A 20,416-nucleotide genomic window follows, 5' to 3' on the forward strand; every position below is an offset into this window, starting at 1 on the left:
CTTCTAACGGTTGTGCCTGCCTATATCACGAGCCCATCCGGTCTATCGAAACGATCCCATCAGTCGGTCGAGCCCCAGCCGGGGGGCTACTCCACGCCGGCCCACTTCAGGACGAGCAGCGTCCCCTCGAAGAGGATGATCATGATGACGGCGACGATGCCGGCGGCCATCGCCGTCGGATCGATCGTGAAGATGAACGCCAGCCCGGCGAACGCCGCCCAGAAGTACAGTCGCTTCTCGGCGAGCCACCGCCGCGTCGTGACGCCCATCATGATCGCCATCATGATGAGCAGCGGAATCTGGAAGACGACGGCGAGAAATGCGGTGAGCGTGATGACGAGGTTGAACGTCTCGCCGAGCGCGTAGTGGATCTCGGCGCTGCCTTCCGAGTAGAACGTGAAGTACTCGAACAGGAACGGTAGGACGAGCAGGTACGACAGCGCCATTCCGATGGCCGCCAGCACGACGCTCGTCGGGACGGCCGCGAGGTAGTACTTGCGCTCGTGGGGGTACAGCCCCGGCTTCATGAAGCGGTAACACTGGTAGACGAACATCGGCAGGGCGACCATCACTCCGAGCAGGCCGGCCACCTTGATCCGGGTCAGCCACAGCTCCAGCGGGTGGTAGATGTGTGCGGGCCACTCGTCGGCCTGCGGGATCGCCTGCTCCCAGATGATGGCGATCGCATCCGACGCCCAGAGGATGCCGATGGTCGTTCCGGTCGCCGCGAAGAGGAGGACGATCGCGAGCCGCGAGATCATCTCCTCGATGTGGTCGGCCAGCGGCATCTCCTGGTCGTCCGGCGGCTTCGAGATGCCGCCGTCGTCGACCGTCGGAAGCCCGCCTTCTTTTCGGTCCGGAATGCGCTCGGCGAGTTCCGCCTGCGAGAGATCCGATTCGTCCCGAACTTCGAGGTCGGCTTCTGGTTCGGCCGCATCGTCTTCTGGTTCGGCCGCCTCGTCTTCTGGTTCGACCTCCTCGTCTTCTGGTTCGGCCGCATCGTCTGACGGTTCCGTCCGCTCGGCTTCGCTGTGATCGGCCGACGCCGTTGGCGCTTCGTCCGACTCGTTATCCGTGTTGTCGTCCGGAACTCCATCGCCGTCGCTCGCGTCACTCCCGCCGTAGGACAGTCCGTCACCGCTGATATCTGGAGATTCGTCTTCGCCTCCGTCGGCTGCGGGCGTCGTCGTCTCCTGCGGCTCGCCGGGGCCGTCGTCGGCCGTCGACTCGTCCCGCTCGTCCGGCATCTACGTGCAATTGTCTCGGGACCGGTTATAGGCCTTTTTCTTACGACGGGCCGTCAGCGGTGAGATTTCCCGAGACCCCGACGGCGACGGCCGGTTGACTCGAAAGGTTGATAACTGGAAGAAAGGTAGACTCCGACACTTCATGAGTAGCGTCGTCGACGAGGACACCGCCCGTGCCGTCAACTCCGGCCGGGAGACGATCGGAGGGATGCTGTCTGCGGCCCAGTCCGACCTCCAGAAGATCTTCATCGTCTTCGTGATCGGCTTTATCGGCACCTTCTACGCGCTCCGCGTCTGGATCTGGGACTTCCTCGAGGCGACGGCGACGGCCCGGATGGGTCCCGAACTCGTCGAGGCGACCGACATCATCACCCGGACGCCGTTCGAGGTCATCCTCTTGCAGGCGAAGATCGGCCTCCTCTTCGGCGCGTTACTCGCAATTCCGGCCTTCATCTACTACTCGCGGGACGCGATCAAGCGCCGCGGAATCGAGAGCGTCGTCCCGCTCTCGCGGTGGTACCTCGTCGGGTTCGTCATCGCCTCGTTCTCCCTGTTCGCCATCGGCGTCTTCTACGCCTACGCCATCTTCTTTCCCTACGCCTTCCTCTTTCTCGGCGAAGTCGCGCACAACGCCGGCGTCAAACCCAGCTGGGGCATCACGGAGTTCACCGAGTTCGTCGCCCTGCTGACCATCTCGTTCGGTCTCGCCGCCCAGCTGCCGCTGTTCATGGGCGCCTTTTCCTACACGGAGATCGTTCCCTACGAGACCTTCCGCGACAAGTGGCGCCACGCGATCGTCGGGATCACCTGTTTCGGCGCGCTGTTCTCGCCGCCGGACCCGTTCACCCTCATCATGTGGGCCGCCCCGCTCGTGATCCTCTACGCGTTCAGTCTGGGACTCGCGAAGCTGATCGCCAACACGCGACGCCGCGGGGCGGCCGAGGTGGGAAGCGGCGTCGCCCACGTGAAACGCCGAACGCTCCAGTTTACGGCGCTGGTCGCCGTCGCCTTCGCGCTCATCGCCGCGGCGCTCGCCGCCGGGGCGCGCGAGTGGCTGGCGACCGAGGTCGGCCCGCAGATGCCCGGCTACCTCTGGCCGGACGAGCCGACCTATCTCGACGTGCTGGTGATCGAACACGGCACGCTCGGACTCGTCGCCGCGGCGCTGATCATCGCGGTCTCGATCGGCTTCGCCATCCTGCTGGTGTTGACGTTGCAGGTACTCCGGACGCCGGTCTACCCGCGCGAGAGCCAGCTGCTGATGGCCGAGACCGCAGACGACATCGACTTCGACGTCCTCGACGCGGCTGACGTCGACCGCGTGCCGGCGCCGGTGTTTACGAGCATGACGGAAGACGAGATGATGGACGTCGCCCGCGACGCGCTCCACGAGGACCAGCGCGAGAAGGCACAGGCCATCATCGACCGCTTCGACGGCCTGCACGGGGGCGACGACGTCGACGCGGCTGCGAGCGCCGCCGGCACGGCGGCCGCGACGGCCGAGGCATCCGGCGACGACGAGGGCGGGCTGTTCGCGAGCACGGCCGCCGGCGTCCTCGATCCGTTCACCGAAGAGGAGACGACCGAAGACGACATCGGGGGCTACGCCTACGACCTCGCCTTCATTTTCAACAGCCTCACGTCGCGGCTAATCTACCTCGTCGGCCTGTTCATGGCTGTCCTCGCCGGCTCGTTCTTCTGGCTCTACGCCGGCGGGATCGGCTACATCCTCGCCGTGTTCGTCCGCCGCGTCCCCGATTCGATCCTCTACGAGGTCGCCCAGGAGAACGACGCTGACGTCTCTCTCGAAGAGATCCGAGCCGCCGAGACGAATCAGGAACTCATCACCCTCATCCAGGACCTGGACTTCGTCATCGCCTTACACCCCGTCGAAGTGCTCATCTTCATCGTGAAGGTGTCGACGCTGGCGGCGATCATCGCTGTCCTCCCGCTCGTCCTCTACTACGCCTGGCCGGCCGCGAAGGAGCGTGGGCTCGTTCGCGGTGACCGCCGGCTGTTCATCGTCTGGGGCGGCTCGCTGTTCGGCGGGTTCGTCCTGGGGACGTTCCTAGGATTCTTCTACATCGCACCGGGGGTCATCTCGTATCTGATCACCGACGCGGTGAGCAACGACATGGTGGTTTCCTACCGGATCAAGAGCTTCTTCTGGCTCGTCATCTTCACCACCGTCGGCGTCGGTTTCCTGATGAACATCGTCGTCACGATGGCGCTGTTTCACGTCGGCAACATCGTCTCCTACCGGTCGATGCTTCGCTACTGGCGGCCGGCGGTCGTCGGCATCTTCGCCTTTGCCGCCGTCGTCAGCCCGCGCGGGCTGCTGACGATGCTCGCGTTCGCGATCCCGATCGCACTCACCTACGTGATCGGCCTGCTCGTCCTCTACGTCCTCACTGCAGGCGGCCGACTCTTCGGGGGTGGCGGCGGCTCGACCGAAGACGTTTCGGAGCCACCCGCGGGAGCCGAGGTGAGCGAGTGACTGCCCCGCCGGCCCTCGGTGTCTGACTGTCAGCACCCTTTAGTACCCACCGTCGACAATCCTGGCGTATGCCCAAGATCAGCGTCGAAATTCCGGGCGAGTTGCTCGAGGACCTCGACGAACACGTCGGCGACGACGGCAAGTTCGTCAACCGAAGCGACGCCATCAGGGCGTCGATCAGAAAGACCCTCGACGTGTTAGACGAGATCGACCAGCGTCACGGGCGCCTGGAAGACGAAGAGTGACCGACCAACCGTCACGGCCCGTCGAGACGGCGCTCGCGGCGGCGTTCCCGAATCGTGAGGTCGCCTCGATCACCGACCCGGGGCCGTCCTGGAACGAGGCGAACGAGACCGTTCGCGTGGCGTTCGCCGACGGCGATACCGCCTACCTGAAGGTCGCAGCCGACGGCGACGGAACCAGGATCGCGCGCGAACGGGCAGTCTGTGCGTACCTCTCCTCGCGCGGTGACGTCACCGTTCCGCGGATCGTCGCGGCGGATCCGACCGCTTCAGTTCCGTACCTGGCGACCGAACCGATGGCCGGCGAGGCGCTGTTGTCTCGCTGGGCCGAGGCCGACGCGACCGGGCGCGAGACGCTCGTCCGCGCCGTCGGCGAGAGCCTCGCCCACCTCCACGACCGCCGGTTCGACGAACACGGCATCGTCGTGGGCGGGTCCGTCGACCGTGACGAAGGCGACCCCTCGCTCGCGGTGCGGACTGACGACTGGTCGACCGTGCTGGCGGAGACGGTCGAGGAGGTGCGAACGCTCGGGGCGGCCGATCGCTTCGCACGCGCCTTCGACGCGGTGTTAGAGGCGATCGACGACCGTCGCGACACGCTGGACGACGCGCCGGCCGCGCTTCTCCACGGGGATCCGGCTCGGCCCAACTGCGTCGTCACCGGAGACGGTGGGACGCCGATCGGCTTTCTCGACTGGGAACGGGCCCACGTCGGCGACCCGGCCCGCGATCTCCACCGACTCAGAGAACAGCAACTGGCGACGCTCGACGCGCCGGCGCCGGCCGAGTTCGTCGAGGCCCTCTACGCGGGCTATCGCGACGTGGCCGGATCGCTCCCGGACGGGTTCGAAGAGCGGGCGCCGATCTACGGGGCGACGTGGACGCTCGGCTACGCGACCGTGCTCGATCGACTGGCCGACTTTCGCGACGAGCCGCGCGAGGCGGTCGCGACGCTGATCGACGCTGAGGTCGATCGATACCTCGCTTCACTCTCCTGATCACTCGTCGAGTCGTTCTGCGAACCCGAATGTAGGTTTGACGTCCTCGACACGGATGCGGACGCTCTCGCCGGGCTCGGCGTCGGGGACGAACAGCCGAAATCCGTCGACTGCGGCGATGCCATCGCCCTCGCTTCCCGCGTCGACGATCTCGACGTCGAGTTCGTCGCCGACGCGCACGGGGGCGGTCAGGCGGTCGATTCCCAGGACGTACAGCTCCGAGGATTCTTTGCGCGTCGCGTCGGGGACCGTCGCGCGGACGTACCGGAACTCGTCGTCCAGGTCGTCTCGAAAGGCGTCGACGTCGGGGCCTTCGAAGACCTTGGCGGCGAAGTTTCCGCCGGCGTCTAAGAGTTCGAGGGCCACGTCCGCGGCCGTCCGGGCGAGGTGGAGCGAGCGCGCCTGATCGAGCGAGTACTCGCCGCTGACGTTCGGCGCCATGTCAGAGAGGACGACGTCGACCGAGCCGTCCGTCGCCTTCCTGATCCGATCCAGGGTCTTCTCCTCGGTGACGTCGCCGCGCAGCGTCTCGATGCGGTCGTCGATTTCGGGATCGAAGTCGTCGATCCGCTGGAAATCGACGCCGACGACGGTCCCGTCCGGACCGACGCGCTCTGCGGCGACCTGAATCCAGCTTCCCGGGGCGGCGCCGAGGTCGACGACGGTGTCGCCCCGCTCGATCAGCCCCTCCAGTTCGTCTAACTGCTGGAGTTTGTAGGCCGACCGAGCCCGGTAGTCCTGTTGCTTGGCCTTGTTGTAGTAGTGGTCTTTGCGCGTCATGTGGGACTCACCAGCGGGATCGGCGTGTTCCGGCCGCGAGTCGCGGACGAATTCGCGTTCATACTCGGCGAGAGGCGGCGGATCCGGAAAGGCTCGTCGGATGCCCGGCTACGTCGAAGCGATAGTCTTCGGTCCGTTCTCCCGTTCGAACGTCCGGTACGTACCGGGGTCGAACATCCACTGGCTCAGCGCGCGACGGTCGTCTCACTCGCGGTCGTCCGGCGGCCCGGCCGCGAGCACGGGCGGTCCGTCCGGTGAGGCGTGTCGGACGCCGGCTGCGGGATGGGCGGCGACCGCCGGTTCGGCGCGAACGAGGCGCGGATCGGTGGTTCGATCGGCCTGGGTCCGGAGGGTCCACGCTTCGCCGTCGGAGACGGCGACGACGGAGCCGTGAACGGCCGTCCAGTAGGTGGTCACGTCCTGTCGGGCCAACCGCGTCAGCACGTCGTCGTCGGGGTGGCCGAACGGACTGCGGTAGGCCGAGGAGACGACCGCGATCTCGGGGTCGACGCGTTCGAGCAAGGGGGCGGTCGAGGACGTGTCCGATCCGTGGTGACCCGCCTTGTAGAGGTCCGCATCCAGGTCGTCGCCGTGTTCCCTGGCCATGCGGTACTCCGCTTCGCCCTCGGCGTCGCCGGGGAGCAACACGCTCGTCTCGCCGTACTCGACGTGGAAGACGAGGCTCTCGTCGTTCAGCACCTCGGCTCGCTCGTCTTCGGGCGGGTTGAGCACCGAGACGTCGAGCGCCGAATCCCAGTCGATCGGATCGCCCTCGCGAACGACTCGGAGGGGGACGTCGTGGTCCTCGATGGCGTCCAGGTAGGATCCGTACGTCGACGTCGTGTGGGCGACGCCGGGATCGAGCGCCACCCCGATGCCGTCGCGCTCGGTTTCGTACGCCTCGATCACTGCCGGGTGACCGCCGATGTGGTCCCAGTGTGGGTGGGTGGCGACGAGGGCGTCGATCCGGTCGATTCCGTGGGCCTCGAGGTACTCGAGAACGTACGCGCCGTCGTCGCGCGAGTGTCCGGTGTCGATCAGGATCGTCTCGTTCGAGGGCGTCACCAGCAGCGTCGCGTCCGCCTGACCGACGTTGATGAAGTGCACCTGAAACTCGCCGTCGCGGTCGGAATCTATCGTAGACAGGGACGCCGGCGGGCGGTCGTCGGCTTCCACCCACGGGGGAAGGTGTTCGTCGTCGGGTGCGCTCTGTGGTCCCGGTGCCAGTTCGATCGGATCCGTCGGCGAACCGACCGAGACGCCTCCGGCGAGCGCTACCGCGAGGGCGAGCACGATCGCGAGGCAACCGAGGTGCCACCGGTCCATCGTACGGTCTCTCCCGCCAGAACCGACCGGTTCGTGCCCATTGCCGGCCGACTGGAGACACCTGTAGGGTGGACTGACGGGTAGTAATGAGAAGGCTACACTGTTCGTAATGTAGCGTGTTCAGCCGGGGATACCGGTCTCGCAATCGATCGACAGCCAGCAGGGTGTCATCGAACGCCAACGCCACCCGGCGACTGACTCCGCCCGGTCTGAGTCTCTGCACAGACTCGAGGTTTCCAACCCCCGATGCACGGGGTGTTTCTGTCCGGGCAGGGGTGTTCCCGTCCTATCAGGTAGGTTTCTGTCCTGTTAGGTGAGCTTCTAAATCCAGCTCGCCATCGGTGGTGACCACTGTCGAGATCGAGTCAGAACCGCCCCGCTCGCCCGCCAATTCGATTATAATTAATTACTCGTACTGTGTGTTGAGTTCCTCTCTCAACTCTGGGTGATGACACGTCACTCCGGGAGCCAGCGCCCCTCGTCGGACGCCCCGATGCCGTCCGTCTCGCCGGAAACCGCTCGCGACGGCCGTCGGAACCGAAGCCCGGCGTCGCGCATCAGGCGCCGGCAGCTCGGAATCGAGTACTCGACGTCGTACCGGTCTTCGAGGTAGGTTTTGACGAGTTCTGGCGTCCAGGTCCGAGCGTCGTAGCCCGCCGCGGTCGGCGGCCGCCGAACGGCGTCCTCGAACGCCGCTCGCTCGTCCTCGGCGAGCTTTCGCGGTCGGCCCGGCCGTCGTTCGTCGGTCGCGGCGTTCGCGAGCGGCGCGTCGTCCAGACGCGTCAGCCAGTTGTAGATCGTCTTCCGTTCGACGCCGTACCACGACGCCAGCTCCGTCTGCGAGATTCCGCTCTTGTAGGCGATGGCGGCGATCAGGCGCATCGCCGGTTTCTTCCCCGTCGCCTCATCGAGGGCGACCCGGAGATCGTCGGCGGAAACGTCGTCCAGGTGATCCATACCTGTACTTCGATCTATGGGTAAATAGTTTTAACGGAATGAGTCATTCGACAGTGAGGGAAAGCGTCGTTCGACCGTGACGCGAGGTCGTTATTCGACCGTGACGAAACGCCGCCGTTCGGCCGTTCCGAAGAGTCGTCGTTCGGCAATATGGATCGTCTGTATTTTTTCGAGGCGATCGCTCCGACTCTCCTGGGCACCGCGCCGGGTGGTAGCTCGACGACGATCCTTCCATTACAGGCGTATGTTTGTAATGACTGTCTCGGCCACCGCTACGATTGCGTTCCTCAGTACGGAACATGCGCCGATCCAATTCAGCGGTCGGTCGCGGCCAGCGCCGGTTCAGGCGTAGGTCACGTTGATCTCGATCACGTTCGCCGCCTGGGTGACGAGTTCGGGGATCTCCGTCTTGAAGCGCTCGCCCGTGATGCGGGTCGTCGGGCCGGCGACGCTGATCGCGCCCAGGACGCGGTCGTCCGTACTGAGGATCGGTGCGGCCACGCACTGCAGCCCCTCGACGCGCTCCTGGCCGCAGTAGGCGATTCCTCGCTCGCGGATGGCGGCGAGTTCGTCGAAGAGGCGGTCCCGATCGGTAATGGTGTGTTTCGTCTCGCGCGGGAGGCCGTGTCTGTCGAGGATCTCGTGGACCCGCTCGTCGGGGAGGTGCGCCAGAATCGACTTGCCGAGCGCCGTGTTGTGGAGGTACCGACGCTTGCCAGTGTGCGTATCGAGCGTGACCGCGTTCTCGCCGTGGGCCCGAAAGAGGTAGACGCCCCGACCGTGTTCTTCGACCATCAGGTTGGCCACCTCGCCGGTTTCGTCGGCCAGATTCGTGACCTCCGGGCGGGCGATTTCGTAGATCTTTCGCTGGGTTCGTGCGTACTCGCCGATCTCGAAGAAGCCGAGGCCGAGATCGTACCCGTCGCCGGTTTTGACCACGTAGTGGTGGGCGCGAAGCGTCGTGAGGTGGTCGTGAACCGTACTCTTCGACATCCCGAGCTCGTCGGCCAGTTCGGTCACTCCCGCGCCCTCCAGTCGCCGCAACGCATCGACGACGGCGAACGCGTTCTCGACCGTTTTCAGCGGTGCGGTGGACGTCTGTGCCATGCGTCTGCGTATGACGTACGGACCCATATGTGTTCCGCCCTCGGGAACTATTGTTCGGCAAGAACTGACGGATGGCGAACGTATCGGGCGTCACCCATCGACGCCGTCTGTCGATTTGGCCCGGGACGTTTCGTTCATCGAAATCGATCGATAGTTCCGCGAACGAGTCCGTGGGATTTCGCGACGGGCGTTCTGCACTCCGGAACGCGCTCCTGGCTATGGTGTCGATTTCGCCGTCACCAGTCTATTTGTAGTCTCCGTCGAATGGGTCTCTATGCACGCTGTGGTTGTCGGCGGAGGCATCATCGGCCTGGCGAGCGCGTACTACCTGCGCCAGCGGGACGTGGAGGTGACGGTCGTCGAGAAGTCTTCGATCGGCGGGGGCAGCACTGACCGGGCGAACGGCGGGATCAGAGCGCACTTTTCCTCGCCGGTGAGTTCACAGCTCTCACAGACGAGCATCGAGGTCTGGGAGTCGTTCGACGAGGAGTTCGACACGGATCTGGCGTATCGACGACCCGGCTACCTCTTTCTCGCCCGCACGGCGGAGACGGCCGAGCGCTTTCGCGAGAACGTCCGCACGCAGGAGACACTCGGCGTCGAGAGCGAGTTCGTCACGCCAGAGCGCGCGAGCGAGCTCTGTCCGGCGCTCGACGCCGACGCGTTCGTCGGCGGCGCGTACTCGCCGAACGACGGGTTCGCCGATCCGCACCTCGGTCTGCAGGGCTTTTCCGTCGCCGCATCCGAGGCCGGCGCGACGATCCGAACCGGCGTCGAGGTGACCGGTATCGAGCTGGCCGACGGCCACGTCTCGGGCGTCGCGACGACCGAGGGGCCGATCGACGCCGACTTCGTCGTCAACGCCGCCGGGCCGTGGGCGGCTCGCATCGCAGGCTTCGTCGACCTCGACCTTCCCGTCTCGCCGCGTCGCCGAAAGCTCGTCATCGTCGACCCCGAGGAGCCGGTTCCCGAGGACGTCCCGTTCACGATCGACGCCGACGCGAGCGTCCACTTCCGGCCGGAACGAAACGGGAACGTCGTCGCTGGCGGCCACTTCGCCGACGCCGATCCGGAGATGGATCCGGACGACTTCGCCGAACGCGTCTCGCTCGAGTGGTCAGCGCGGGTCGTCGAGCAGGCCGCCCAGTGCGCCGGCTACTTCGGCCCGAAATCGGAGATCAGGCGAGCGTGGGCGGGCCTGTACGCGGTCACGCCCGACCACCACCCGATCATCGAGGAGACCGTTCCCGGCTTCGTCAACGCCGTCGGTTTCTCCGGCCACGGATTCATGCAGGCGCCCGCGACGGGTCAGCTGGTCGCCGAACTCGTCGCCGACGGTGCGGCCTCGTCGATCGACATCTCGATGCTGAGCGCAGACCGGTTCGAGGGCGGGAGTCCACTCTCCGAGGGGACGGTCATCGATTGACGGGAACCGGACGTGGTGTCGGGACTCGCTGGAACGGATGGCTTTTTATAACTCCTGTTAGAGGTACCGAGCATGGATTTACACAGCCCGGCCCCGCGGATGGACACCGTCCCGTTTTCCGGAATTCGCGAGATCTTCGAAGAGTGCGACCGACTCGAAGCCGACGGCGTGGACGTCGTCCACCTGGAAATCGGCCGACCGGATTTCGACACGCCGGAGCCGATCAAGCGCGCGGCGACGGAGGCGCTCGAGGCGGGCCACGTCCACTACACGTCGAACTACGGCATTGTACCCCTGCGAGAGACGATCGCCGAGAAGTTCGCGACCGAAAACGACGTCTCCTACGATCCGAACGGCGAGATCGTCGTGACGGCGGGGGCGACCGAGGCGATCTTCGTCTCGATCCTCGCGCTCGTCGACGACGGAGACGAGGTACTGCTGCCCGACCCGGCCTGGACGTACGCGGCGCACGTCGAACTCGCCGGCGGGACGCCGGTCGCCTACGACCTCGATCCCGACGACGAATTCCAGCCGGACGTCGACGCGCTCGCCGACGCGGTGACCGATCGGACGAAACTCCTGATCGTCAACAGTCCGCAGAACCCGACGGGATCGGTCTTACGCCGCGAGCGGGCCGAGGCGATCCGCGACGTCGCCGTCGAGCACGATCTGCTCGTGCTCTCCGACGAGATCTACGAGCACATCACCTACGACGGGGCCGTCCACCACAGCCTGGCCGCCATGGACGACATGCACGAGCGGACGATTACGGTCAACGGCGCCTCGAAAGCCTACTCGATGACCGGCTGGCGGCTCGGCTACCTGGGCGCGCCGACCGAACTGATCGACCCGATCGTTCGGGCCCGCCAGTACACGACGACGTGTGCCCCCTCGCTCTCGCAGTGGGCGGCCGTTCGAGCCGTCGGGAGCGATCTCCACGAGCCGATGGTCGAGGCCTTCGCCGACCGGCGCGATCGGGTCTCGGCGCGGATCGACGCGATCCCCGGTATGACGTGTCCTGAACCCGCCGGCGCGTTCTACGCGTTCCCGACGATCCCCGACGGCTTCGACGACGAGGTCGACTTCGCCCGGTCGCTCCTGGCCGAAGCCGGCGTCGCCACCGTTCCCGGAACGGTCTTCGGCGAGGTCGGCGAGGGGCGGATCCGGATCGCCTACTCGAACTCGCTGGATCGGATCGACGAGGCGTTCGACCGACTCGAAGACTGGCTGTAACGCCGGCGATATCGGTGAACCGATCCGACGCGACCCGGTTCAGGCCGGATCGCTTCGGTTGCCAGGGATACGCGACCCCGTCCATATTTCGGACGATCCCAATCTATAATGCCTCTCCTGACCTCATCTAGCCTGTGCAATCTAGAGAGTACGATAACGAACTGACGTATCTCACACACGACCAGGCGGACTCAGTAGCGGCGTTCCACCGGGCCTACGAGGACGCCGTCGAGTCGGTCCGTGCCGACCTCGGACAGTCTCACCCGCTTTTGATCGACGGTGAGGACGCCGAAACCGACGACAGCTTCACCGTCTACAACCCCGGCGACCGGACCGTAGAAATCGGCGAGTTCGCCGCGGGGGGCGAGGCGGACGTCGACGCCGCGGTGAGCGCCGCGACGGCGGCGTCTTCGTCGTGGGAGGCCACCGACGTGGACGCGCGCGTCGAGATCTTCCAGGACGCGGCGGAGATCATGCGCGACCGGAAGTTCGAACTCGCGGCGGCGCTCTCGCTGGAGAACGGCAAGAACCGGACCGAGGCGATGGCCGACGTCGACGAAGCGATCGACTTCCTCGATTTCTACGCGGGTGAGTTAGAGCGGGCGGGCGGCTACGAGTTCGACACCGGCGAACCGACGCCCGGCCAGCACACGACGAACCTCCTGCGTCCCTACGGCGTCTTCGGCGTCATCTCCCCCTTTAACTTCCCGATGGCGCTGTTCGTCGGCATGGCAAGCGGCGCGATGATCGCGGGCAACACGGTCGTCGCGAAGCCCGCGAGCACCACGCCGCTTACGGCCCACCTGTTCGTCGACGTTCTCCACGAGGCCGGCCTTCCCGACGGCGTCATCAACCTCGTCACGGGCGGCGGCAGCGACGTCGGCCAACCGCTCGTCGAACACGAGGACGTACACGGTGTCGCCTTCACCGGCTCGCGGAACGTCGGCACGCGCATTCAGGAAACCTTCATGGAACTGGGTAAGCGCGGACCCGTCATCGCCGAGCTCGGCGGCAAGAACCCGGTCATCGTCAGCGACACGGCGGACGTCGACGACGCCGTTTCGGGCGTCAAAAACGGCGCCTTCTCCTTTAGCGGCCAGAAGTGTTCGGCGACCTCGCGCGTCTACGTCCACGAGGACGTCATCGACGAGTTCACCGACAAACTCGTCGCCCAGACCGAGGAACTCACCATCGGGCAGGCGACCGAGCGCGAGACGTTCGTCTCGCCGCTGATCGACGACAGCGCGCTAGAGTACTACCAGGAGATCACCGAGCAGGCCCGCGAGGACGGCACCGTTCTCACCGGCGGGAACGTCGTCACGGACGGCGAGTACGCCGACGGCCGGTTCGTCGAACCGACGGTGGTCACCGACATCCCTCACGAGCACGACCTCGCTCGCGAGGAACACTTCCTGCCGTTCGTGACGATTCACCCGATTTCCGACCTGGAGGAGGGCATCGAGAAGTCCAACGACAGCGAGTACGGTCTCTGTGCGGGACTGTTCTCACAGGACGACGAGGAGATCGACCGCTGGTTCGACGAGGTCGAATCCGGCATGACCTACGTCAACCGCACCCAGAGCGCGACGACCGGGGCGCTCGTCCAGGCCCAGCCCTTCGGCGGCTGGAAGTTCTCCGGCACTACCGGGAAGTTCGCCGGCGGCTACTGGTACCTCCAGCAGTTCATGCGCGAGCAGAGCCGGACGCGCGTCGAATAATCGGTCGCACCGACGCGGTTTCTCCGCCGACGACCGGACCACCCGGAACCGAACCGTCCACAATCGAACCACCCGGAACCGAACCACCCGGAACCGAACCGCCCACAATCGAACCACCCGGAACTGAACCGCCCACAACCGAACCATTATGTGGGTGGCCGGCCCGGTACGAGGTACACATGAGCTTGCAGCTGTCAGGAAACGTCGCGCTGGTGACCGCCTCGAGCGACGGACTCGGTAAGGCCTCCGCCGAGGTGTTCGCGAGCGAAGACGCGAACGTCGTGGTCAACGGCCGCGACGAGTCGAAACTCGACGAGACCGTCTCGGAACTCGACGAACTCGGCGACGGGCGCATCGTCGGCGTTCAGGGCGACCTGACCGATGCCGCCGACATCGAGGCCCTGGTCGAGACGACCCTGGACGAGTTCGGGACGATCGATCACCTGGTGACGAGCGCGGGCGGCCCGCCGAGCGGGCCGTTCCTCGAGATGGACGACGAGGATTTCTACCACGCGTTCGACCTGCTGGTGATGAGCGTCGTCAGACTGGTCCGCGAGGCCGCGGAGCCGCTTCAGGCCGACGGCGGCGGTACCATCGTGACCATCACCTCCCGGAGCGTCAAGGAGGCGATCGATTCACTCGTCCTCTCGAACAGCGTGCGGATGAGCGTCATCGGGCTCGAGAAGACGCTTTCGAGCGAACTGGCGCCCGACGTGCGCGCGAACGCGGTACTGCCCGGTCCCCACGAGACGACGCGCATCCAGGACCTCGTCGAACAGGCCGTCGACCGCGGCGAGTACGACAGCTACGAGGCGGGCCTCGACGCCCGCGGCGAGGGGATCCCGCTCGAACGTATCGGCGAACCGCGCGAACTCGGCGAGGTCGTCGCCTTCTTGAGTTCCCCTCGGTCGAGCTACCTGAACGGCGTAGCCGTCCCGATCGACGGCGGTGCGGGCGCGTCGAACCTGTAGCGACTGACTATCCTTTCTTTCGATACTCGGTCGCTGTACCGATCCCAAACTACTATGCGGTAGACGTTCGTCCTCCCCGCTACTGCAATGAAACCGGTACGCTTCGATGACGCAGAGACGTACGAGCCGGAGGACGGATGGAGACGCGTGTCGCTGGCCGGGAGCGATCAGTTCACCTTCGAGTGGTTCGAGAAGCCGCCGGGCCACTCCTCGCCGATGCACGATCACGAGAACGAGCAGGTCTGTGTCGTCCTCGAGGGCGAACTCACGGTCCACACCGAGGACGATTCCGTGACGCTCGGTCCGAACGATTCGGTCCACCTCGACGCGTGGGAACCCCACCGCGTCGAGAACACCGGCGACGAGCTGGCGGTCGCGATCGACGTCTTCGCACCCGGGCGCGGGTTCGACTTCTGGACCGATCGGGAGTAACTCGGCGGACGACTCTGACGACGATTCCGACGGCGGTTCACCGCACGATTAGCCCGGCGTCTTCGGCCGCCCGCTCGGGCGATCGGTCGTCGTGGACGACGCCCGAGACGGCGCGCGCCATCGCGCCCGGGTCGTCGTGACCGAAGATCGATCGCCCCATCGAGACGCCGGCCGCGCCGGCGTCGACGGCCGCGCGGGCGTTTTCGAGCATCGATAGATCGTCCCCGGGTGAGCCGCCGGCCATGATGACCGGCAGGCTCGTCGCCCGCGCGACGGTCCGGTAGCTCTCGGCGTCGCCGCTGAAGGCCGTCTTGGCCACGTCGGCGCCGACTTCCTCGGCCAGTCGGACGGCGTGTGCGAGGCTCTCCGCGTCGTGTTCGTCGATACCCGGCCCGCGCGCGTAGGTCATCGCCAGGACGGGCATTCCGAAGCGCTCGGCGTCGTCGGTGATCCGTGCGAGCTGTTCGAGCTGTCGCGGCTCCGAGTCGCTCCCGACGTTCATGTGAAGCGAGACCGCATCGGCGCCGAGGCGGACGGCCTCCTCGACGGTTCCGGTGAGTCGCTTGTCGTTCGCGTCGGGGCCGAGCGTCGTCGAGGCGTTCAGGTGGACGACGTAGCCGGCGTCGTTCTTGTTCGGGTGGACGCGGTCGGCGAGGCCCTTTTGCGTGAGCACGCTGTCGGCTCCCGCGCGCGTGACGGCGTCGATCGTCTCTTCGATCCGGCGAAGTCCCGAAACCGGGCCGATCGTGATGCCGTGATCCATGGGGACGTTCAGAATTCGCCCATCCGTTCCGATCCGTTCGAGCCGGGCGCGTTTTCCTGTGGTCATATGGTCTCAACCGGGCGTCGTCGACTAAGGGTTTCTGATTCGTCCCAGATTGGCCGGGAGTTCGGACGTCTCACGCGCTCGTATTTCCCTTCCGTGGCGGATTGGACGGCGGTGGGCCGTTCGTCCGCCGCCGTTCGGTTCGGCCCTCCTCGTCGGTCCTGGTTGTGACACTTGTGGCCATGTCAAGCGTTCACGAATCATTAAGGTGGTCGCCGCGAATGGTCTCTCCATGTCGTCCGAAATTTCGACACGGATAGGCGTAGACGTCGGTGGGACGTTCACCGATACGGTGTTTCTCGACGAGTCGACGAACGAGTTGACGATCGCGAAGTCCTCGTCGACCCCCGCCGATTACTCGCGGGGGATTTTAGAGTCGATTCGAGCGATTACGACCGACCTCTCGGACGTACAGTTCTTCAGCCACGGGACGACCGTCGGCGTGAACGCGCTCTTAGAAAACGACCTGTGCGAGATGGGATTGCTGACGACGGCGGGCTTTCGCGACGTCATAGAAATCGGTCGAAGCAACCGGACCAACATGTACGATCCGTTCTACGAGAAGCCGGACCCGCTCATCCCGCGCCGGGCTCGACGCGAGGTGACAGAGCGGATCGATACGAACGGTGACGTGGTCGAACCGCTGGACGAAGCGTCGGTTCGGGCAGCGCTCGATCGACTCGTCGACCAGGGCGTCGACGGCGTCTGCGTCTCGTTGCTACACGCCTACGCGAACCCGGTACACGAACGCCGAATCGGCGACCTCATCGACGAGGACTACCCCGACCTGTTCTACACGCTCTCTTCGGACCTCTCCAGGGAGTATCGGGAGTACGAGCGGACGTCGACCGCCGCGATCAACCTCGGCATCACCCCGGTAATGGAAGACTACCTGGACACGCTAGAAGCGGAATTCGACCGAATGGGCTTCGACGACGAACTCTACATCATGCAGTCCAACGGCGGTATCATGACGACCGACAGCGCGAAGGGGAATCCGGTGAACACGCTGAAGTCGAGTCTCTCCGGTGGCGTCGCCGGGTTGCTCACCCTCGCCGACGCGCTCGGTCGCGAGAACTTCATCGGCGCGGACATGGGCGGGACGAGTTTCGACATCGAGCTCGTCGTCGACGGCGAGGCCCGAACCCGATCGTCCTACGAGGTCGAAACGCCGACGTCCGGCGACGACGGCTATCCGGTCATGACGCCGACGCTCGACGTCCACTCGATCGGCGCCGGCGGCGGGTCGATCGCCTGGATCGACGACGGTGGCGGGCTCCACGTCGGTCCGAAGAGCGCCGGCGCCGATCCGGGCCCCATCTGCTACGGGCGGGGCGGGACCGACCCGACCGTCACGGACGCCAACGCCGTTCTCGGTCGGTTGAATCCGGATCACCTCCTCGGCGGCGACCTCTCGCTCGACCTCGAACCCGCGCGGGCGGCCTTCGACGAACTCGGCGGACGGCTCGATCTCGATCCGGACGAGGCCGCCGCGGGCATTCTGGAGATCGCGAACGCGAACATGGCTCGGTCGATCAGGACCAACGTGCTCCGAAAGGGAATCGATCCGCGCGACTTTACGATGGTCGCGTTCGGCGGCGCCGGTCCGACCCACGCCGTCGATATCGCCGGTCAGATCGGCATTCCGGAGGTCCTCGTTCCGAACTCCCCGGGCAACTTCTCGGCGTGGGGCATCCTGACGACCGACGTCAAACACGATTACGTCCAGACGTACGTCAACGCCGTCGCCGACGTCGCTCCCGAGACGCTCGCCGACGAGTTCGAAACGCTCGAGGATCAGGGTGACGCCCAGCTCGCCGACGAGGCGATCCCCGAGTCGGACAGGCGGTTCGTCCGCGCCGTCGACGTCAGGTACGTCGGCCAGGAACACACGCTGACCGTTCCGATCCCCGACGACCGGATCACCGAGTCGACGCTTTCGGCCGTCACCGAGCGGTTCGACGAGGCCCACCAGCAGCAGTATCTCCACTCCGCGCCGGCCGAACCGAAGGAGTTCGTCTCGATCAGGCTGACGGCGTTCGGGTCGGTCACGCCGCCGGAGCTGCCGACGATCGAGACCGGATCGGAGACGCCGCCCGAGGCGGCGTTCCTCGGCGAACGCGCGGTCCACTTCGACGAGACCGGCTTCGTCGAGACGCCGATCGTCGATCGGTCAGCACTGGTGGCGACCAACCGAATCGAGGGACCGGCCGTCGTCGAAGAGCAGACGTCGACGACGGTGGTTCCGCCCTGGAGTACGCTCTCTGTCGACGATTACGGCCACCTGCGTCTGACGACGGGAGCCGACGAGGACGGAGCGGAGACGGTACGCATCGACGAGGTCGCCGGCGAGACCGGAGGTGACGGCCGATGACGGCGATCGATCCGGTCACGGTCGAGGTGCTTCGAAACGCGCTCGCGAACGCCTGCGAGACGATGAAAGTCACCGTCGAGCGGACGGCCTACAGCTCCGTCATCACCGAGGTGGTCGACTACAGCGTCGCGATCATCGATCCCGAGGGGAACCTGATCGCGGAGACGGCGGGACTACCGGTCTTCCTGGCGACCCTCTCGCACTCGGTCCTGGAGGTCGACGACGTGATCGGGTACGAGAACCTGGACGACGGCGACATCATCTTCTGTAACGATCCGTACTCCGGCGGGTTCTCGCACAACCCGGACGTCACGGTGATGAAACCGGTGTTCGCGGACGGCGAACTGCTCGCGTTCACCTGCTTTCGCGGGCACGTCCTCGACATGGGCTCGCGGACGCCCGGCGGCTGGCTGAACAACTGCGAAAACGTCTACCAGGACGGCGTCTGCTTCCCGCCGGTGAAGCTGTTCACGGCCGGCTCGGAGAACGAGGACGTCACGCGACTGATCCAGCGCTCGACGCGGTATCCGGAGACGGTCATGGGCGACATTCGGGCCATGGTCTCGGCCGTCCGCGTCGGCGACGACCGACTCAGCCAGTTACTCTCACAGTACGGTCGCGAGACGTACGACGCGGCGACGAGTCGGATGTTAGAAAACGCGGAGGGAATCGCGAGAGAGGCCGTCGCGGCGCTGCCGGACGGAACCTACGCCGGCGAGTACGCGGCGGACGGTGACGGTGACGACGACGATCCGATCACCGACGAGATCCGCGTGAAGATGGAGATGACGATCGACGGCGACGAGATGCACATCGATTTTTCGGGCTCCGACGAGCAGACGAACGGGCCGATGAACTGTCCCGGACCGACGACCGAATCCGTCGTGAGGATGGGCTTTAAAGGCCTGACGACGCCGAACGACGCCAACAACGAGGGCTACTTCGAACCGTTGACGGTCGAGACGCCGAGTGGCACCGTCGTCGATCCGGAGCCGCCGGCCTCCTGTGCGCTAAACTGGATCCACGTGGGCGGCATTCCCGACCTGATGCTCAAACTGCTCGAAGACGAGATCCCGGACGACGTGACGGCGAGTCACTTCGGGACGCCGTGTGCCAACTTCGTCTACGGCCTCGATCCGCGGACGGAACGCGGGTACATGCTCGTCGAGGGTGACGCCGGCGGCTGGGGCGCCATGCCCGACGCCGACGGCCAGAGCGCCCTCTTTACGAAGGAACTCGGCGACACCCGAAATACGCCGATCGAGGTGCTCGAATCGCAGTATCCGCTCCGGGCTGAGGCGTTCACGCTCGTCGAAGACTCCGGCGGGCCCGGCGAGTACCGCGGCGGCCTCGGCGTCCGGCGCTCGTACACGCCGGTCGACCACGACGCCCAGATCACGGCGACGTTCGACCGACAGGAGCGGTCGCCGCCGTGGGGCGTCTGCGGCGGCGAGGAGGCCGGCCGCGTCAACAGCGTCTACGTCGACCGGGCCGACGGCGACCGGGAGCGCTGGGGCAAGCTCACCGACGTGACCGTCGCCGAAGAAGAGACCATGCACTTCCAGACGGGCGGCGGTGGCGGCTACGGCCATCCGCACGACCGGGACCCGGAAGCCGTCCGCGCGGACGTCATCGACGGCTACGTCTCCAGGGAACAGGCGGCCGAGCGATACGGGGTCGTCGTCACCGAGGGTGGCGAACTGGATCGCGAGGCGACCGCTGATCGCCGCGAGGCCGCAGCGACCGACGGAAGCGAGGCCTCGGGGGACTGACCCGATGGTGACGCCGCCGTCCGCCGATGGAACGACGCTCGCCCTCTCGTTCGAAGGAGGTGAGACCGTCCCGGTCGTCCTCCGCGAGGAGCGATCGCCCGAGACGTGCGCGGCGATCTGCGACGCCCTGCCGATCGAGGAGCTCGCCTACCACTCGCGCTGGTCGGGCCGGGAAGTGAACGTCTCGGTCTCCGTCGACTCGACGATCCCGCCCGAGGATCGAACGGCTCACACCAGCGTCGGCGACGTCGTCTACTGGCGCGACTGGCAACTCCCGACCGAGGAGGCGCCCGAGGCGATCGCGGTCTACTACGGACCCGAGACGACGCGCGGCCCGCAGGGCCCGCTGTCGGTGACGCCGTTCGGGCACGTCCCGCCGGCCCACTGGGAGCCGCTCGAATCCGTCGGCGAGCGGATCTGGCGGGAGGGTGGCGAGCGGTTGACGCTGCGAGTGGACGGCGAGTAACGCGCGTCACTCGATCGTTCGTCGGCGAAAAATCGTATCGCGAG

General features: G+C 66.1%; 17 protein-coding genes. 11 read left to right on the forward strand and 6 right to left on the reverse strand.

Annotation, left to right across the window (positions count from 1 at the left end; translation table 11 throughout):
• Nucleotides 1-86: 86 nt before the first annotated feature.
• Nucleotides 87-1,247, reverse strand: coding sequence for a twin-arginine translocase subunit TatC (gene tatC / locus NKH31_RS09500; RefSeq protein WP_254861551.1), 1,161 nt, complete (start codon nt 1,245-1,247; stop codon nt 87-89).
• Nucleotides 1,248-1,389: 142 nt separating this feature from the next.
• Here tatC and NKH31_RS09505 point away from each other — a divergent pair, with 142 nt between their 5' ends.
• The 3 genes from NKH31_RS09505 (at nt 1,390) to NKH31_RS09515 (ending at nt 4,984) form a co-directional block, all read left to right on the forward strand.
• Entirely contained in the window at nt 1,390-3,744 is a 2,355-nt protein-coding gene (locus NKH31_RS09505) for a twin-arginine translocase subunit TatC (RefSeq protein ID WP_254861552.1), read from the forward strand.
• Between the two features lie 68 nt (nt 3,745-3,812).
• On the forward strand, nt 3,813-3,989 hold the full coding sequence (locus NKH31_RS09510; RefSeq protein WP_254861553.1) for a ribbon-helix-helix domain-containing protein: 177 nt from the start codon (nt 3,813-3,815) through the stop codon (nt 3,987-3,989).
• Nucleotides 3,986-4,984 carry a phosphotransferase family protein gene (locus NKH31_RS09515; RefSeq protein ID WP_254861554.1) on the forward strand — a complete coding sequence of 333 codons (999 nt, stop codon included), beginning with the start codon at nt 3,986-3,988 and terminating at the stop codon, nt 4,982-4,984. The genes NKH31_RS09510 and NKH31_RS09515 overlap by 4 nt, the downstream gene beginning before the upstream one ends.
• On the opposite strand, the gene NKH31_RS09520 is transcribed toward NKH31_RS09515, so the two are convergent.
• From NKH31_RS09520 to NKH31_RS09535, 4 genes are all read right to left on the reverse strand, one after another.
• Nucleotides 4,985-5,764 carry a 23S rRNA (uridine(2552)-2'-O)-methyltransferase gene (locus NKH31_RS09520; protein ID WP_254861555.1) on the reverse strand — a complete coding sequence of 260 codons (780 nt, stop codon included), beginning with the start codon at nt 5,762-5,764 and terminating at the stop codon, nt 4,985-4,987.
• Between the two features lie 204 nt (nt 5,765-5,968).
• Nucleotides 5,969-7,090, reverse strand: a complete 1,122-nt coding sequence (locus NKH31_RS09525) for a ComEC/Rec2 family competence protein (protein ID WP_254861556.1) — start codon at nt 7,088-7,090, stop codon at nt 5,969-5,971.
• 456 nt (nt 7,091-7,546) lie between these two features.
• Nucleotides 7,547-8,047: a helix-turn-helix domain-containing protein gene (locus tag NKH31_RS09530; RefSeq protein ID WP_254861557.1), complete on the reverse strand. Its 501-nt coding sequence runs from the start codon at nt 8,045-8,047 to the stop codon at nt 7,547-7,549.
• Nucleotides 8,048-8,389: 342 nt separating this feature from the next.
• Nucleotides 8,390-9,154 carry an IclR family transcriptional regulator gene (locus tag NKH31_RS09535; protein ID WP_254861558.1) on the reverse strand — a complete coding sequence of 255 codons (765 nt, stop codon included), beginning with the start codon at nt 9,152-9,154 and terminating at the stop codon, nt 8,390-8,392.
• Nucleotides 9,155-9,428: 274 nt separating this feature from the next.
• Between NKH31_RS09535 and NKH31_RS09540 the strand changes: the two genes are divergently transcribed.
• The 5 genes from NKH31_RS09540 to NKH31_RS09560 all read left to right on the forward strand — a co-directional run bounded on the left by NKH31_RS09540 (nt 9,429) and on the right by NKH31_RS09560 (nt 14,934).
• Complete coding sequence (locus NKH31_RS09540) at nt 9,429-10,580, forward strand: NAD(P)/FAD-dependent oxidoreductase (RefSeq protein ID WP_254861559.1); 1,152 nt, start codon at nt 9,429-9,431, stop codon at nt 10,578-10,580.
• 72 nt (nt 10,581-10,652) lie between these two features.
• Nucleotides 10,653-11,813, forward strand: coding sequence for a pyridoxal phosphate-dependent aminotransferase (locus NKH31_RS09545; RefSeq protein WP_254861560.1), 1,161 nt, complete (start codon nt 10,653-10,655; stop codon nt 11,811-11,813).
• Nucleotides 11,814-11,947: 134 nt separating this feature from the next.
• Complete coding sequence (locus NKH31_RS09550; RefSeq protein ID WP_254861561.1) at nt 11,948-13,531, forward strand: aldehyde dehydrogenase family protein; 1,584 nt, start codon at nt 11,948-11,950, stop codon at nt 13,529-13,531.
• Nucleotides 13,532-13,710: 179 nt separating this feature from the next.
• On the forward strand, nt 13,711-14,502 hold the full coding sequence (locus tag NKH31_RS09555) for an SDR family oxidoreductase (protein ID WP_254861562.1): 792 nt from the start codon (nt 13,711-13,713) through the stop codon (nt 14,500-14,502).
• Nucleotides 14,503-14,589: 87 nt separating this feature from the next.
• On the forward strand, nt 14,590-14,934 hold the full coding sequence (locus NKH31_RS09560) for a cupin domain-containing protein (protein WP_254861563.1): 345 nt from the start codon (nt 14,590-14,592) through the stop codon (nt 14,932-14,934).
• A gap of 37 nt (nt 14,935-14,971) precedes the next feature.
• On the opposite strand, the gene NKH31_RS09565 is transcribed toward NKH31_RS09560, so the two are convergent.
• The gene (locus NKH31_RS09565) at nt 14,972-15,763 is read right to left on the reverse strand and encodes a 2-amino-3,7-dideoxy-D-threo-hept-6-ulosonate synthase (protein WP_254861564.1); all 792 of its coding nucleotides are present in this window, start codon (nt 15,761-15,763) and stop codon (nt 14,972-14,974) included.
• 229 nt (nt 15,764-15,992) lie between these two features.
• On the opposite strand from NKH31_RS09565, the gene NKH31_RS09570 reads away from it, so the two are divergent.
• From NKH31_RS09570 to NKH31_RS09580, 3 genes are read left to right on the forward strand one after another with little or no spacing between them, the layout of a single operon-like run.
• The gene (locus NKH31_RS09570) at nt 15,993-18,134 is read left to right on the forward strand and encodes a hydantoinase/oxoprolinase family protein (protein ID WP_254861565.1); all 2,142 of its coding nucleotides are present in this window, start codon (nt 15,993-15,995) and stop codon (nt 18,132-18,134) included.
• Nucleotides 18,131-19,906 carry a hydantoinase B/oxoprolinase family protein gene (locus NKH31_RS09575; protein ID WP_254861566.1) on the forward strand — a complete coding sequence of 592 codons (1,776 nt, stop codon included), beginning with the start codon at nt 18,131-18,133 and terminating at the stop codon, nt 19,904-19,906. Before NKH31_RS09570 ends, NKH31_RS09575 begins: the two co-directional genes overlap by 4 nt.
• 4 nt (nt 19,907-19,910) lie before the next feature.
• The gene (locus NKH31_RS09580; protein ID WP_254861567.1) at nt 19,911-20,372 is read left to right on the forward strand and encodes a DUF3830 family protein; all 462 of its coding nucleotides are present in this window, start codon (nt 19,911-19,913) and stop codon (nt 20,370-20,372) included.
• The last annotated feature ends 44 nt before the right edge of the window (nt 20,373-20,416 follow it).

This window comes from Halovivax gelatinilyticus (assembly GCF_024300625.1).
Classification (GTDB): Archaea; Halobacteriota; Halobacteria; order Halobacteriales; family Natrialbaceae; genus Halovivax; species Halovivax gelatinilyticus.

Excerpts from the sequence above, each read along its gene's own strand:
- NKH31_RS09560 (WP_254861563.1), top strand. The coding sequence starts at position 14,590 with ATGAAACCGGTACGCTTCGATGACGCAGAGACGTACGAGCCGGAGGAC.
- NKH31_RS09540 (WP_254861559.1), top strand. The coding sequence starts at position 9,429 with ATGCACGCTGTGGTTGTCGGCGGAGGCATCATCGGCCTGGCGAGCGCG.
- tatC (WP_254861551.1), bottom strand. The coding sequence starts at position 1,247 with ATGCCGGACGAGCGGGACGAGTCGACGGCCGACGACGGCCCCGGCGAG.
- NKH31_RS09565 (WP_254861564.1), bottom strand. The coding sequence starts at position 15,763 with ATGACCACAGGAAAACGCGCCCGGCTCGAACGGATCGGAACGGATGGG.
- NKH31_RS09575 (WP_254861566.1), top strand. The coding sequence starts at position 18,131 with ATGACGGCGATCGATCCGGTCACGGTCGAGGTGCTTCGAAACGCGCTC.
- NKH31_RS09535 (WP_254861558.1), bottom strand. The coding sequence starts at position 9,154 with ATGGCACAGACGTCCACCGCACCGCTGAAAACGGTCGAGAACGCGTTC.
- NKH31_RS09580 (WP_254861567.1), top strand. The coding sequence starts at position 19,911 with ATGGTGACGCCGCCGTCCGCCGATGGAACGACGCTCGCCCTCTCGTTC.
- NKH31_RS09520 (WP_254861555.1), bottom strand. The coding sequence starts at position 5,764 with ATGACGCGCAAAGACCACTACTACAACAAGGCCAAGCAACAGGACTAC.
- NKH31_RS09510 (WP_254861553.1), top strand. The coding sequence starts at position 3,813 with ATGCCCAAGATCAGCGTCGAAATTCCGGGCGAGTTGCTCGAGGACCTC.
- NKH31_RS09555 (WP_254861562.1), top strand. The coding sequence starts at position 13,711 with ATGAGCTTGCAGCTGTCAGGAAACGTCGCGCTGGTGACCGCCTCGAGC.
- NKH31_RS09545 (WP_254861560.1), top strand. The coding sequence starts at position 10,653 with ATGGATTTACACAGCCCGGCCCCGCGGATGGACACCGTCCCGTTTTCC.
- NKH31_RS09525 (WP_254861556.1), bottom strand. The coding sequence starts at position 7,090 with ATGGACCGGTGGCACCTCGGTTGCCTCGCGATCGTGCTCGCCCTCGCG.
- NKH31_RS09505 (WP_254861552.1), top strand. The coding sequence starts at position 1,390 with ATGAGTAGCGTCGTCGACGAGGACACCGCCCGTGCCGTCAACTCCGGC.
- NKH31_RS09530 (WP_254861557.1), bottom strand. The coding sequence starts at position 8,047 with ATGGATCACCTGGACGACGTTTCCGCCGACGATCTCCGGGTCGCCCTC.
- NKH31_RS09570 (WP_254861565.1), top strand. The coding sequence starts at position 15,993 with ATGTCGTCCGAAATTTCGACACGGATAGGCGTAGACGTCGGTGGGACG.